We start from the raw sequence: 13,636 nt of genomic DNA, 5'->3' as shown, positions 1-13,636 counted from the left end.
AAATAACAAAGGACACCATTTGGAAAGCCTGTTTAAACTGCCCGTGGCGAGTGGGGCCGCGGTCAGGATTCTACAAATAACAGATACCCACCTTTTTGCCGGCGAACACGAGACGTTGCTCGGCATCAATACCTATCGCAGCTATCACGCGGTGCTGGACGCCATCCAGGCGCAGCGCCGCGACGTCGATTTGATCGTCGCCACGGGAGATTTGGCGCAGGATCATTCGCAAGAGGCGTACCGCCACTTCGCCGCCGGCATCGCGCAACTGCCGGCCCCCTGCGTGTGGCTGCCGGGCAACCACGATTTTCAACCGGCGATGGTCGACGCGTTGGCCGCCGCGGGCATTGCGCCTTCCAAACAGGTGCTGTTGGGTGATAATTGGCAAGTGCTGATGCTGGACAGCCAGGTGTTCGGCGTGCCGCACGGCGAATTGAGCGAATACCAGCTGGAGTGGATGGAGCGTTGCCTGCAGGCTCACCCCGAGCGCTATACGCTGCTGCTGCTGCACCATCATCCGCTGCCTTCCGGTTGCACCTGGCTCGATCAGCACAGCCTGCGCAACCCGCATATGCTGGGCGCAATCCTGCTGCGTTATCCGAAAGTGAATACCGTGGTGTGCGGGCACATTCACCAAGATCTGGATTTGGAATGGCAGGGTCGGCGTCTGTTGGCGACGCCGTCTACCTGCGTGCAATTCAAGCCGCACTGCACGAACTTCACCATCGACGACGTTTCCCCCGGCTGGCGCTACCTCGATCTGCTGCCGGACGGTCGCGTCGAGACGCAGGTGTTCCGCCTGGAAAACGACGATTTCCGCCCCGATATGGACTCGGATGGATACTGATGCCTTCGACACTGCTCTACCTGCACGGCTTCAACAGCTCGCCGCAGTCGGCCAAGGCGGTGGCCTTCAAGGCCTGGCTGGCCGAACACCATCCCGATATCGAGATGCTGGTGCCGCAGCTGCCGGCCTTTCCGGCGGAGGCCGCCGAGATGCTGGAAAATCTGGTGCTGGAACGCGCCGGGCAAACGCTCGGGCTGGTCGGCTCGTCGCTGGGCGGCTATTACGCCACCTGGCTGTCGCAGTGTTTTTCCCTGCCGGCGGTGGTGGTCAACCCGGCGGTCAAGCCGTTTGAGCTGCTGGTCGACTATCTCGGCGCCAACGAGAACCCCTACACCGGCCAGCAATATGTGTTAGAGTCTCGGCACGTTTACGATCTGAAAGTGATGCAGATCGATCCTTTGGAGTCGCCGGATTTAATCTGGCTGCTGCAGCAAACGGGCGATGAAATTCTCGATTACGGCCAGGCAGTGGCGTATTACACCGCGTGTCGGCAAACGGTGGAGTCGGGTGGAAACCACGCCTTCGTCGGTTTCGAGCACTACTTCCCCCAGATTGTGGATTTTTTAGGGCTAAACGCGGTCTGACGGACCGTTCCGGCACCTCCCTTTAACCACGAAAAAATAATCAACGATGACTCAATCCAGCTATAACGCTGATGCCATTGAAGTACTCAGCGGTCTAGAACCAGTGCGCCGTCGTCCCGGCATGTATACCGACACGACGCGCCCAAACCACCTCGGCCAAGAGGTGATCGATAACAGCGTCGACGAAGCGTTGGCCGGTCACGCCAAGCGCATCGACGTGATCCTGCACGCCGATCAGTCGCTGGAAGTGATCGACGACGGCCGCGGCATGCCGGTGGACATCCACCCGGAAGAGGGCGTGCCGGCGGTTGAGTTGATCCTGTGCCGGCTGCACGCCGGCGGTAAATTCTCGAATAAAAACTACCAGTTCTCCGGCGGCCTGCACGGCGTTGGCATCTCGGTGGTCAACGCCCTGTCGAAGCGGGTGGAAGTCAACGTGCGCCGCGACGGCAACGTCTACGGCATCGCCTTCGAAAACGGCGACAAAGTGCAGGATCTGACGGTGACCGGCACCTGCGGCAAACGCAACACCGGCACCAGCGTGCACTTCTGGCCCGACGAACAGTTCTTCGACAGCCCGCGTTTCTCGGTATCGCGCCTGACTCACCTGCTGAAAGCCAAAGCGGTGCTGTGCCCCGGCGTCGAGATCTATTTCATCGACAAGGTGAACAACACCGAGCAGCGCTGGTGCTACCAGGACGGCCTGACCGACTACCTGATGGAAGCGGTTAACGGCCTGATAACCCTGCCGGAAGCGCCGTTCGTCGGCAATTTCGCCGGTGACACCGAAGCGGTGGACTGGGCGCTGCTGTGGCTGCCGGAAGGCGGCGAGCTGCTGACCGAAAGCTACGTCAACCTGATCCCGACCATGCAGGGCGGCACTCACGTCAACGGCCTGCGTCAGGGGCTGCTGGACGCGATGCGCGAGTTCTGCGAATTCCGCAATATTCTGCCGCGCGGCGTGAAGCTGTCGGCGGAGGATATCTGGGATCGTTGCGCCTACGTGCTGTCGGTGAAGATGCAGGATCCGCAGTTTGCCGGGCAGACCAAAGAGCGTCTCTCCTCGCGTCAGTGCGCGGCCTTCGTTTCCGGCGTGGTGAAAGACGCCTTCAGCCTGTGGCTGAACCAGAACGTTCAGGCGGCGGAACAGCTGGCCGAGCTGGCGATCTCCAGCGCCCAGCGCCGCCTGCGCGCGGCCAAGAAAGTGGTGCGCAAGAAGCTCACCAGCGGGCCGGCGCTGCCGGGCAAGCTGGCGGACTGCACCTCGCAGGATCTGGCCATGACCGAACTGTTCCTGGTGGAAGGGGACTCGGCGGGCGGATCGGCCAAGCAGGCGCGCGATCGCGAGTATCAGGCGATCATGCCGCTGAAGGGCAAAATCCTGAATACCTGGGAAGTGTCCTCGGACGAAGTGCTGGCCTCGCAGGAAGTGCACGACATTTCCGTGGCGATCGGCATCGATCCGGACAGCGAAGATCTCAGCCAATTGCGCTACGGCAAAATCTGCATCCTGGCGGATGCGGACTCTGATGGCTTGCATATCGCCACGCTGCTGTGCGCGCTGTTCGTGCGCCACTTCCGTTCGCTGGTGAAAGGCGGCCACGTCTATGTCGCCATGCCGCCGCTGTACCGCATCGATCTCGGTAAAGAAGTGTTCTACGCGCTGGATGAAGAAGAGAAAGCCGGCGTGCTGGAACAGCTGAAGCGCAAGAAGGGCAAGCCGAACGTGCAGCGCTTTAAAGGGCTGGGCGAGATGAACCCGCTGCAGCTGCGCGAAACCACCCTCGATCCGAACACCCGCCGTCTGGTGCAACTGACGGTGGCGGAGGATGACGTCGATCAGACGCTGGCGGTGATGGACATGCTGTTGGCCAAGAAGCGTTCGGAAGATCGCCGCAACTGGCTGCAAGACAAGGGCGACATGGCCGAATTGGCGGTCTGAGCCTGACCCTGGCCCGGTGAAACGCCGGGCCGGCTTTCCCGCAGGGCGTTCATGCGGCGCCCGATAACCTGGGCCGGAATGCATGAAGATCACGCTCGAAGAATTGCTGGCGTTCACCTCGGTGGTCGACAGCGGTTCCATCACCGCCGCCGCCGATCAGCTCGGCCAGACAACATCCGGCATCAGCCGCGCGCTCAGCCGCCTGGAGAATAAGCTCGATACCACCCTGATGCGCCGCACGACGCGTCGTTTGGAGCTGACCGAAGAGGGGCTTAGCTTCCTGAACCATGCGCGTACGATCATCAGCTCGGTGGAAAATGCCGAAGAGCAAATGGCGGTGCGCCGGCAAATGCCCGCCGGGCGGCTGCGGATCAATGCGGCCGCACCTTTTATGGAGCACGTCATCGTGCCGCTGGTGGCGGGGTTCAGAGAACGTTATCCGCAAATTTCGCTCGAGCTGAACACCGACAACCTGATTATCGATCTGCTGGAAAAACGCACGGATATCGCCATTCGCATCGGTGCGTTGCGTGATTCGACCATTCATGCGCGCGCGCTGGGAGCCAGCAGGCTGCGCATCCTCGCCAGCCCGGCTTATCTGCAGCAGCACGGCACGCCGCAGAGCGTGGAGGAGTTGCATCGGCATTGTCTGCTCGGTTTTACCCAGCCGGAGTCGCTTAACCAGTGGCCGTTGCGCTATCGCCAGGCGCCGCATTTCACCATCACGCCGACGATCTCTGCGTCCAGCGGGGAAACGCTGCGGCAATTGGCGCTGCAGGGCGAGGGGATCGTACAGCTGGCAGACTTTATGACCCGCCGCGATCGGGAAGCCGGCAAGTTGGTGACGTTACTGGAGCAGGAGACGCTGGACGTGCGCCAGCCGATCAATGCGGTGTATTACCGCAATACGCAATTGGCGGCGCGCATCACCTGTTTTCTTGACTACGTCAGCGCGCACATCGACGCGCAGACGTTATAAGGCGGAGCTTACAGGGCGTTTTCCAGGATGTAGATCTCGGTGTCCAGCACGCTGTCCTTGATGGTCTCGCGGTGTTTGAGCATGTGCTCAATGGCCAGGTGTTTTTCCAGATGCGCCATGCTTTCCCATTTCTCCAGCATGAACACCGAATCCGGCGACCGTTTCTGCCAGGGTGCCTGGGTATTGCTGTCGACCATCGGCGTATATTCGCCGCAGCCGTCTTCCGCCAGCACCAGCGGCACCAGTTTTTCAATGGCTTGCAGTACGGTGGCGCGGTGGCCGGGTTTCACTTTGATTTCTGCGATTACGGTGATCATGTCTGCCTCGTTGATGAGAATGTTCTGCGTCAGTTAAGCAAAAATTTTCGCCAAATGCTCGCGATAACGTGCGATGTCCGCTTCGATATCCGGTTGTTTTATCACGTTATTGCAGATAAAGGTCGGCAGAGCTTCCATTCCCAGGAACTGGTTGGCCTTGTGGAAGTGCAGGTAAACGCCGTCGACGCCGATACCGTGGAAGAACTGATCGGGATCGGTGAAGGCCTCCATCGGGGCGTTCCAGGTCAGGCTCAGCAGGTATTTTTTGCCCTGGATCAGGCCGCCGGAGCCATATTTTTTGCTTTCGTCAGAACGAGAGCGACCGTCGTTGGCATACAGGCTGCCGTGACCGGCGGTGAACACTTCATCGATGTATTTTTTCAGGATCCAAGGTTCGCCCATCCACCAGCCTGGCATCTGATAGATGACCGCGTCGGCCCACAGGTATTTCTGTACTTCGGCTTCGATGTCATAGCCGTCGTCGACCACGGTGACCTGCACATCGTGCTGCAGATCGCGCAGGAAGCCTTCCGCCACGTCGCTCAGGGTTTGGTTGAGTTCGCCGTTGGAATGGCCGAATTGTTTTTTAGCGTTGATAATCAGGATATTGCTCATCTTTCGCGGCTCCCGTCAGAGTTAAGATATGGCATGCTTCCCGCTGAAAAGGCGGAAACCATCTCGCTGGTGACGAGTGTAATCGTGAGTCAGGCAAGTAAAAATGCGATCCAGCGCACAACAGTGTTGACTGCCAGTCAATAAACGGGCCGCCAGACAGCGAAATTTTGCATAAACCGCATCGCGCAACCGGCCGCCGGCGGCGATCCTTGCGCCAACTGTGACAGCTACCCCGCAGATGGGTTACTATCGCGGGCAGAATCGACAAGCGATGCCTTTTGTCGTCCAAGGGATTGCCAAGCCACGGTCTGAGGATAATTGAGTAATGAGTGATCTGACTCATGACGGTGTAGAGCGTTTACCGCTGCACACATTCACTGAAAACGCCTATCTGAACTATTCCATGTACGTCATCATGGATCGGGCGTTGCCGTACATTGGCGACGGTTTGAAGCCGGTACAACGCCGCATCATCTACGCCATGTCTGAACTGGGGCTGACCAACAGCGCCAAATTCAAGAAATCCGCCCGCACCGTGGGCGACGTGCTGGGTAAATACCACCCGCACGGCGACAGCGCGTGTTATGAAGCCATGGTGCTGATGGCGCAGCCGTTCTCGTATCGCTATCCGCTGGTGGACGGCCAGGGGAACTGGGGGGCGCCGGACGATCCCAAGTCGTTCGCGGCGATGCGTTATACCGAATCGCGCCTGTCCAAATACGCCGAGGTCTTGCTGGCCGAACTGGGCCAGGGCACGGTCGACTGGATCCCGAACTTTGACGGCACGCTGCAAGAGCCGAAGATGCTGCCGGCGCGCCTGCCGAACATCCTGCTGAACGGCACCACCGGCATCGCGGTCGGCATGGCGACCGACATTCCGCCGCACAACGTGCGCGAAGTCGCCGCTGCGGCGGTGGCGCTGCTCGACAAGCCGGGCGCCTCGCTCGATGACCTGCTCGAGTTCGTGCAGGGGCCGGACTTCCCGACCGAAGCCGAGATCATTACCCCGCGCGATGAAATTCGCAAAATTTACCAGAGCGGCCGCGGCTCGGTGCGCATGCGCGCCGTGTGGAAGAAAGAGGACGGCAGCGCGGTGATCACCGCCTTGCCGCATCAGGTCTCCGGCGCCAAGGTGCTGGAGCAGATCGCCAGCCAGATGCGCGCCAAGAAGCTGCCGATGGTTGAGGATCTGCGCGATGAATCCGATCACGAGAACCCGACGCGTCTGGTGATCGTGCCGCGTTCCAACCGCATCGATCTGGAGCAGGTGATGAATCACCTGTTCGCCACCACCGATCTGGAGCGAAGCTACCGCATCAACATGAATATGATCGGTCTGGACAACCGCCCGCAGGTCAAAGGGCTGGTGGAGATCCTCACCGAATGGCTGGCCTACCGTCGCGATACGGTGCGTCGCCGCCTGAACTACCGCCTCGAGAAGGTGCTCAAGCGCCTGCATATCCTCGAAGGTTTGCTGGTGGCGTTCCTCAACATCGACGAGGTGATCCACATCATCCGCAGCGAGGATGAGCCGAAGCCGGTGCTGATGCAGCGTTTCGGCATCTCCGATACCCAGGCGGAAGCGATCCTCGAGCTGAAACTGCGTCACCTGGCCAAGCTGGAAGAGGTCAAGATCCGCGGCGAGCAGGACGAACTGGCGAAAGAGCGCGATCAGCTGCAGGCGCTGCTGGCGTCCGAACGCAAGCTGAATACGCTGATTAAGAAAGAGATCCAGGCCGACGCGCAAACCTACGGCGACGATCGCCGTTCGCCGCTGACCGAGCGCGCGGAAGCCAAGGCGATGAGCGAGCACGACTTCGTGCCGTCCGAGCCGGTGACCATCGTGCTGTCGGAAATGGGCTGGGTGCGCAGCGCCAAGGGCCACGACATCGATCCGGCAGGGTTGAGCTACAAGGCCGGCGACAGCTTCCGCGGCGCGGCGCGCGGCAAGAGCAACCAGCCGGTGGTGTTCATCGATTCTACCGGGCGCAGCTATGCGCTCGATCCGATGACGCTGCCTTCGGCGCGCGGGCAGGGCGAACCGTTGACCGGCAAGCTGACGCCGCCGCCGGGCGCCACCATTGAGCAGGTGCTGATGGCGGCCGACGATCAAAAACTGCTGATGGCGTCCGACGCCGGTTACGGTTTCGTTTGCACCTTTAACGATCTGGTGGCGCGCAACCGCGCCGGCAAGGTGATGATCACGCTGCCGGACAACGCCAGAGCGCTGCCGCCGATGGAAATTCACGGCGCAGACGATATGCTGCTGTCGATCACCGCCGCCGGGCGCATGTTGATGTTCCCGGTCGCCGATCTGCCGCAACTGTCGAAGGGCAAGGGCAACAAGATCGTCTCCATTCCGGCGGCGCAGGCCGCAGCCGGTGAAGACAAGCTGGCCTGGCTGTTCGTGCTGCCGCCGCAGGCGTCCGTCACGTTGTATGTCGGCAAACGCAAGCTGACGCTGCGTCCGGAGGATCTGCAGAAGTTCCGCGCGGAGCGCGGCCGCAAGGGCACCCAGCTGCCGCGTGGCCTGCAGCGCATCGATCGCGTCGAAGTGGATGCGCCGGTGCGGGCGTCGGGCGGCGACAGCGAAGAGTAAGCGTTGGCGCCGGCGTTAAAGGGCGGTCGCAGCATGCTGTGGCCGCCTTATTTATTTTTGCTGGCGTTTATTTTCCAAATAGTTAACATTTCTGCGCATAAAATTATTGTGCGTACTGCCGCCTGGCAGGAAAATAGCGAGAAATGCAGGCAACATCGGCGTGCTTACCGCCTGGCCGGCAAATAATGAGTAAAGGAATCTGCGCAGCGAAGTAAACTGCGTTGGCAGTGTGCTAATGAGGTTGTTATGTTATTGATTTTGCGTGCCGTTCTCGCCACTCTTTTCTGTATTCTGGTGTGTATTTTCGGTTCTGTTTATTGCTTGTTCAGCCCGCGCAACCCTCGCCACGTGGCGACCTTCGGCCATCTTTTCGGCCGCCTGTCGACGCTGTTCGGCATCAAGGTTGAAACCCGCGTGCCGGCCGATGCGGCCAACAATGGCAACTGCATCTATATCGCCAACCACCAAAATAACTACGACATGGTGACGGCCTCCAATATCGTGCAGCCGCGCACCGTGACCGTCGGTAAAAAAAGTCTGGTGTGGATCCCGTTTTTCGGCCCGCTGTATTGGCTGACCGGTAATCTGCTGATAGATCGTGATAATCGCGCCAAGGCGCACGGCACCATCGCCCAGGTGGCGGAGCAGTTCAAAAAGAAAGACATTTCGATCTGGATGTTCCCGGAAGGGACCCGCAGCCGCGGTCGCGGGCTGATGCCGTTTAAAACCGGCGCGTTCCACGCGGCCATCGCCGCCGGCGTGCCGATTGTGCCGATCTGTGTATCAACCACCAGCGGTAATATAAATCTTAATCGCTGGAATAACGGTCATGTGATCGTCGAGATGTTGGCACCGGTGGATACCAGTAAATACGGCAAAGAAAACGTGCGTGAGTTGGCGGCCCATTGCCGTGAACTGATGGAGGCGAAAATCACCGAATTGGACGCCGAAGTCGCCCAGCGCAACGCCGCCAAAAAATAAGAGTCTACCGGCTTCAAAGAATAGGGTTTTAATTGGCGTTCAGCGCCGTTAACGCCTGAACGCCTGCTAATCTTGATTGGCGGGCGTTTGGGTTTTGCACACGGTTTAGTTATTGCTTTTCATGGAGAAAATATGTCACTCAGTCGACGTCAGTTTTTACAGGCATCGGGCCTGGCGCTGTGCGCGGGCGCCGTGCCGCTGAGGGCTGAGGCGAGCGGAACGCAGACCCCGTTACCCATTCCCCCGCTGCTGGAGTCTCGCCGCGGTCAGCCGCTGTTCCTGACCTTGCAGCGCGCCCATTGGGCGTTTATGGATAACCGCAAAGCGGCGGTGTGGGGCATCAATGGCATGTACCTGGGGCCGACGGTGCGGGTTTACAGCGGTGACGACGTCAAACTGATCTACAGCAACCGCCTGCAGGAGCCGGTAGCGATGACCGTCAGCGGTCTGCAGGTGCCAGGCACGCTGATGGGCGGCGCGCCGCGCATGATGTCGCCTAACGTCGACTGGTCGCCGGTGCTGCCCATTCGTCAGGCGGCGGCCACCTGCTGGTACCATGCCAACACGCCGAACCGTATGGCGCCGCACGTTTACAACGGGCTGGCCGGGCTGTGGCTGGTGGAAGATGCCGTCAGCAAAGCGCTGCCGCTGCCCAACCACTACGGCGTCGACGATTTCCCGCTGATCATTCAGGACAAACGCTTCGATAACTTCGGCACACCGCAATACGATGCACCGTCGCAGGGCGGTTTCGTCGGCGATACGCTGTTGGTCAACGGCGTGCAAAACCCGTATGTTGACGTGTCGCGCGGCTGGGTGCGTCTGCGCCTGCTTAACGCCTCCAACGCGCGCCGCTATACCCTGCAGCTCAGCGACGGGCGGCCGTTCAACGTGATTGCCAGCGATCAGGGCTTCCTGCCTGCGCCGGTCGCGGTGCAGCAGCTGTCGTTGGCGCCTGGCGAACGCCGGGAAGTGCTGATCGACATGTCGAAGGGCGAAGAGGTGACCATCACCGCCGGTGAAGCGGCGGGCATCATGGATCGCCTGCGCGGCCTGTTCGAGCCGTCGAGCATTCTGGTGTCCACCCAGGTGCTGACGCTGCGCCCGACCGGCCTGCTGCCGCTGGTGACCGACAACCTGCCGATGCGCCTGCTGGCGGATCAGCTGTTGGACGGCAGCGCCAGCCGCACCCGCGATTTCCGCCTGGGCGACGGCGGCGTCGGCATCAACGGCGCGATTTGGGACATGAACCGCATCGACGTACAGGCGCAGCAAGGCACCTGGGAACGTTGGAACATTCATGCGGATACGCCGCAGGCGTTCCATATTCAGGGCGTGCAGTTCCTGATCAAACGCGTCAACGGCGCGCAGCCGATGGCGGAAGATCGCGGCTGGAAGGACACCGTCTGGGTCGATGGCGACGTCGAGCTGCTGGTGTATTTCAACCAACCTACCTCCGAACACTTCCCGTTCCTGTATTACAGCCAGACGCTGGAGATGGCCGATCGCGGCACCGCCGGCCAGCTGATGGTGCAGCCGACGATGTAATCTGCGCTGCGGGCCGCTTACGGCGCCCGCAGCATTTCCAGGAAGGCCTGCACCACCGGCGTGACGCTGTCGGCGCGATACACCGCGTACAGATCCGCCGGCGGCGCCTGTTGCAGCGAGCAAAAGCGTACGCCGGGCCACGGGATGCGGCCGTAGCTGTCCGGCAGCAGCGTGATGCCGCAGCCTTCCGCCACCAGCGCCAGCAGGGTCTGCGGTTCGTTGACCTGATAAGCGACGTCCGGCAAAAATCCTTGCTGCAGACACAGATTGTGCAGATACAGCCCCAGGCTGGCCTCATGCGGCGGCAGCACGATGAAGCTGTCGTTCTGCAGCGCCGCCAGCGGGATATTTTCCTGCTGCGCCAGCGGATGATCGAGCGGCAACACCACGGCGATGCTCTCGCTTGCCAACCGTTGGCAGGTTAACCCCGGCAGCGTCTGCTGCTGCGCCTCTCGCCAGACCCCGATGTCGATATGCCGCTTTTGCAGCGCGGCGATTTGCTGGCTGGGCGTCAGCTCGTTCAACGACCAGGTGACGCCGGCGCTCCGCTCGCTGAATCGCCGCAGCGCCGCGATCAGGCCGCCCCAGGCCGAGGTGCCGACCATGCCGACCACCATGTGGCCGCCTTCGCCACGCCCCATCTGTTGCACCTGATGCAATGCGCTGTCGGCCTGATCCAGCAGCCGCTCGACGTTGCGCAGCAGCGTGCGGCCGGCCGGCGTCAGCGTCATGGAGCGGGTGGTGCGTTTGAACAGCACGACGCCAAGCTGACTCTCCAGCTCCTTGATGTGCTTGCTGAGCGGCGGCTGTGACATATTCAGCCGCCGCGCCGCCTGGGTGAAGTTCATCTCTTCCGCCACCACGCGGAAATAGTGCAGCAGGCGGAAGTTAATCCGGCCGGGATCGGGCAGGGCTTGGGGCGGGTTCATCCGGGGTATCGCCTCCTTGTGACGCAGCTCAACTTATAGGTAAATGGAATAAATCGGCCGCCAAGAATGTATTGGTCTCGGCCGCGCCTCGCTCTCTACTATGGGGCTTATTATCCCCCGCTGAAAGAGAGAATACGATGTTTAATCAAGAAGATGCTTTTACCTGCGCCGATGTCGTCCGCGCACGCCTGCCGGGTTTCCAGCCGAAAGCGGCCTTGATTCTCGGCTCCGGGCTTGGCGCCCTGGCGGAGGTGATGACCGAAACCGTCACCCTCGATTACGCGGAGCTGCCGGGCTTTCCGGTGAGCGGCGTCGCCGGCCACGCCGGGCAGCTGGTCGCCGGCAAGCTGGAGGGCGTGCCGGTATTGTGCATGAAAGGGCGCGGTCATTTCTATGAAGGGCGTGGCATGCAGGTGATGACCACCGCGGTGCGCACCTTCAAACTGCTGGGCTGCGAATTCCTGCTGGCGACCAACGCCGCCGGTTCGCTGCGCCGTTCGGTGGCGCCGGGCAGCCTGGTGGCCATTACCGATCACATCAACTTCATGCCGGAATCGCCGCTGGTCGGCGCCAACGACGAGCGCTTCGGGCCGCGCTTCTTCAGCCTGGCGAACGCCTACGATCGCGATCTGCGCGCCGGGCTGGCGGCGGTGGCCGAAAGCGCGGGCATCCCGCTGGCGGAAGGGGTATTCGCCGCCTACACCGGGCCGAATTTCGAAACGCCGGCGGAGATCCGCATGATGCAGACCCTGGGCTGCGACGTGGTGGGTATGTCGATCGTGCCGGAAGTCCTGGCGGCGCGCCACTGCGGTCTCAAGGTGCTGGTGGTGTCCGCGATGACCAACTACGCCGAAGGGCTGTCGGATACGCCTCTTTCTCACGAACAAACGCTCAGCTGCGCGGCGCTGGCGGCGGACGATTTCATGCGCCTGATCCGCGAGCTGTTCAAAACGCTGTAACACCGCAAGCAAACCGGCGGCGGGCTGCAGGGGGCCCGCGGCACCAATCATCGTTGAAAGCATAATAACAAGGTGATGGCGATGGCGATAAAAACACGATTAAAGGTCATGATTTTCCTGCAGTTCTTTATCTGGGGCGCCTGGCTGGTGACGCTGGGCTCCTACATGATCAACACGCTGCATTTCAGCGGCATGCAGGTGGGGATGGTCTACAGCGCCAAAGGCATCGCCGCGCTGATCATGCCGGGGCTGGCGGGCATCATCGCCGATCGGTGGATGAAGGCCAACTATCTGTATGCGCTGTGCCACCTGCTCGGGGCACTGGCGCTGTACTGCGCGGCGCAGGTCGAGCAACCGATGCTGATGTTCTGGGTGATGCTGTTCAATGCCATGGTCTATATGCCGACCATCGCGCTCTCCAACGCCATTTCCTATTTTTGCCTGGAGAAGCACGGCTTTGACACGGTGAGGGATTTTCCGCCGGTGCGGGTGTACGGCACCGTGGGGTTCATTCTGGCGATGTGGTTGGTCGGCTTCAGCCGCATCGAGCTCAGCAATCTGCAGCTGTATCTGGCTTCTGTGGCGTCGCTGCTGCTGTCCGCCTATTCGCTGACGCTGCCGCGTTGCCCGACCAACCGCGCGGCCGAGTCGAAAAGCTGGGTGAGCGTGCTGGGGTTGGATGCGCTGGTGTTGTTCCGCCAGCGGCGCATGGCGCTGTTTTTCCTGTTCGCCATGTTGCTTGGCGCGGCGCTGCAGATAACCAATACCTTCGGCAACCCGTTCCTGCACGATCTGTCGCTCAATCCGCTGTATCAGGACAGCCTCAGCGTCCGGTATCCGGCGGTGCTGCTGTCGCTGTCGCAGATCTCCGAAGTGTTCTTTATCCTCACCATTCCCTTCTTCCTGCGCCGTTACGGCATCAAGCAGGTGATGCTGATCAGCATGGCGGCCTGGACGCTGCGCTTTCTGTTCCTGGCTTACGGCACGCCGGTCGGCTTTGGTTTCGTGCTGCTGTTGCTGTCGATGATTGTCTACGGCTGCGCCTTCGACTTCTTCAATATCTCCGGCGCCATCTTCGTCGAGAAAGAGGCCGATCACCGCATCCGCGCCAGCGCGCAGGGGCTGTTCATGACCATGGTCAACGGTTTGGGCGCCTATCTGGGGGCGCTCGCCAGCGGCGAGGTGGTGGACTTCTTCAGCCATGACGGCGTGAAAGACTGGCAGAGCATCTGGCTGGTGTTTGCGCTGTATACGCTGGTGCTGGGGATCGTGTTCGCGTTGAGCTTCAACTACCGCCACCCGCCGCAGGAGAACGCGGCGGCGGCGCAGTGAGGCA

Annotated in this window: 12 protein-coding genes; 9 read left to right on the top strand and 3 right to left on the bottom strand. The window is 61.0% G+C overall.

What is annotated here, in order from left to right; all coding sequences use genetic code 11:
• The first annotated feature begins 19 nt into the window (after positions 1-19).
• From cpdA to ACP39K_RS21685, 4 genes are all read left to right on the top strand, one after another.
• On the top strand, positions 20-847 hold the full coding sequence (gene cpdA, locus ACP39K_RS21700) for a 3',5'-cyclic-AMP phosphodiesterase (protein ID WP_004937250.1): 828 nt from the start codon (positions 20-22) through the stop codon (positions 845-847).
• The gene (gene yqiA, locus ACP39K_RS21695; RefSeq protein WP_015379081.1) at positions 847-1,431 is read left to right on the top strand and encodes an esterase YqiA; all 585 of its coding nucleotides are present in this window, start codon (positions 847-849) and stop codon (positions 1,429-1,431) included. The genes cpdA and yqiA overlap by 1 nt, the downstream gene beginning before the upstream one ends.
• A 46-nt stretch (positions 1,432-1,477) precedes the next feature.
• Positions 1,478-3,373: a DNA topoisomerase IV subunit B gene (gene parE, locus ACP39K_RS21690; protein ID WP_025304305.1), complete on the top strand. Its 1,896-nt coding sequence runs from the start codon at positions 1,478-1,480 to the stop codon at positions 3,371-3,373.
• Positions 3,374-3,455: 82 nt separating this feature from the next.
• The gene (locus ACP39K_RS21685; RefSeq protein ID WP_033639368.1) at positions 3,456-4,352 is read left to right on the top strand and encodes a LysR substrate-binding domain-containing protein; all 897 of its coding nucleotides are present in this window, start codon (positions 3,456-3,458) and stop codon (positions 4,350-4,352) included.
• Positions 4,353-4,360: 8 nt separating this feature from the next.
• On the opposite strand, the gene ACP39K_RS21680 is transcribed toward ACP39K_RS21685, so the two are convergent.
• Together ACP39K_RS21680 and ACP39K_RS21675 are read right to left on the bottom strand one after the other, a co-directional pair.
• Positions 4,361-4,669: a putative quinol monooxygenase gene (locus ACP39K_RS21680; protein WP_004937258.1), complete on the bottom strand. Its 309-nt coding sequence runs from the start codon at positions 4,667-4,669 to the stop codon at positions 4,361-4,363.
• Positions 4,670-4,702: 33 nt separating this feature from the next.
• Positions 4,703-5,284 (bottom strand): NAD(P)H-dependent oxidoreductase, encoded by a 582-nt coding sequence (locus ACP39K_RS21675; RefSeq protein ID WP_016930136.1) that lies wholly within the window; start codon positions 5,282-5,284, stop codon positions 4,703-4,705.
• A gap of 325 nt (positions 5,285-5,609) precedes the next feature.
• On the opposite strand from ACP39K_RS21675, the gene parC reads away from it, so the two are divergent.
• From parC to ftsP, 3 genes are all read left to right on the top strand, one after another.
• Positions 5,610-7,883, top strand: coding sequence for a DNA topoisomerase IV subunit A (gene parC, locus ACP39K_RS21670; RefSeq protein WP_016930135.1), 2,274 nt, complete (start codon positions 5,610-5,612; stop codon positions 7,881-7,883).
• 246 nt (positions 7,884-8,129) lie between these two features.
• Positions 8,130-8,864: a 1-acylglycerol-3-phosphate O-acyltransferase gene (locus ACP39K_RS21665; protein WP_033639371.1), complete on the top strand. Its 735-nt coding sequence runs from the start codon at positions 8,130-8,132 to the stop codon at positions 8,862-8,864.
• A 132-nt stretch (positions 8,865-8,996) separates the two neighbouring features.
• Positions 8,997-10,412: a cell division protein FtsP gene (gene ftsP, locus ACP39K_RS21660; protein ID WP_004937270.1), complete on the top strand. Its 1,416-nt coding sequence runs from the start codon at positions 8,997-8,999 to the stop codon at positions 10,410-10,412.
• A 17-nt stretch (positions 10,413-10,429) separates the two neighbouring features.
• Here ftsP and ACP39K_RS21655 read toward each other — a convergent pair whose 3' ends face one another.
• Positions 10,430-11,341 (bottom strand): LysR family transcriptional regulator, encoded by a 912-nt coding sequence (locus tag ACP39K_RS21655; RefSeq protein ID WP_049278926.1) that lies wholly within the window; start codon positions 11,339-11,341, stop codon positions 10,430-10,432.
• 137 nt (positions 11,342-11,478) lie between these two features.
• Here ACP39K_RS21655 and xapA point away from each other — a divergent pair, with 137 nt between their 5' ends.
• Together xapA and ACP39K_RS21645 are read left to right on the top strand one after the other, a co-directional pair.
• Positions 11,479-12,300, top strand: coding sequence for a xanthosine phosphorylase (xapA, locus tag ACP39K_RS21650; protein ID WP_033639373.1), 822 nt, complete (start codon positions 11,479-11,481; stop codon positions 12,298-12,300).
• A gap of 81 nt (positions 12,301-12,381) precedes the next feature.
• Entirely contained in the window at positions 12,382-13,632 is a 1,251-nt protein-coding gene (locus ACP39K_RS21645) for a nucleoside permease (protein WP_147881454.1), read from the top strand.
• The last annotated feature ends 4 nt before the right edge of the window (positions 13,633-13,636 follow it).

The sequence above is a fragment of the Serratia sp. EC4 genome, from assembly GCF_059652115.1.
The sequence above is the reverse complement of the archived record's forward strand: the minus strand, read 5'-3'. Positions and strand labels throughout refer to the sequence as shown.

Coding starts and splice junctions, on each gene's coding strand:
- ftsP (WP_004937270.1), top strand. CDS start 8,997: ATGTCACTCAGTCGACGTCAGTTTTTACAGGCATCGGGCCTGGCGCTG.
- ACP39K_RS21685 (WP_033639368.1), top strand. CDS start 3,456: ATGAAGATCACGCTCGAAGAATTGCTGGCGTTCACCTCGGTGGTCGAC.
- parC (WP_016930135.1), top strand. CDS start 5,610: ATGAGTGATCTGACTCATGACGGTGTAGAGCGTTTACCGCTGCACACA.
- ACP39K_RS21680 (WP_004937258.1), bottom strand. CDS start 4,669: ATGATCACCGTAATCGCAGAAATCAAAGTGAAACCCGGCCACCGCGCC.
- ACP39K_RS21665 (WP_033639371.1), top strand. CDS start 8,130: ATGTTATTGATTTTGCGTGCCGTTCTCGCCACTCTTTTCTGTATTCTG.
- xapA (WP_033639373.1), top strand. CDS start 11,479: ATGTTTAATCAAGAAGATGCTTTTACCTGCGCCGATGTCGTCCGCGCA.
- ACP39K_RS21645 (WP_147881454.1), top strand. CDS start 12,382: ATGGCGATAAAAACACGATTAAAGGTCATGATTTTCCTGCAGTTCTTT.
- ACP39K_RS21675 (WP_016930136.1), bottom strand. CDS start 5,284: ATGAGCAATATCCTGATTATCAACGCTAAAAAACAATTCGGCCATTCC.
- yqiA (WP_015379081.1), top strand. CDS start 847: ATGCCTTCGACACTGCTCTACCTGCACGGCTTCAACAGCTCGCCGCAG.
- parE (WP_025304305.1), top strand. CDS start 1,478: ATGACTCAATCCAGCTATAACGCTGATGCCATTGAAGTACTCAGCGGT.
- ACP39K_RS21655 (WP_049278926.1), bottom strand. CDS start 11,341: ATGAACCCGCCCCAAGCCCTGCCCGATCCCGGCCGGATTAACTTCCGC.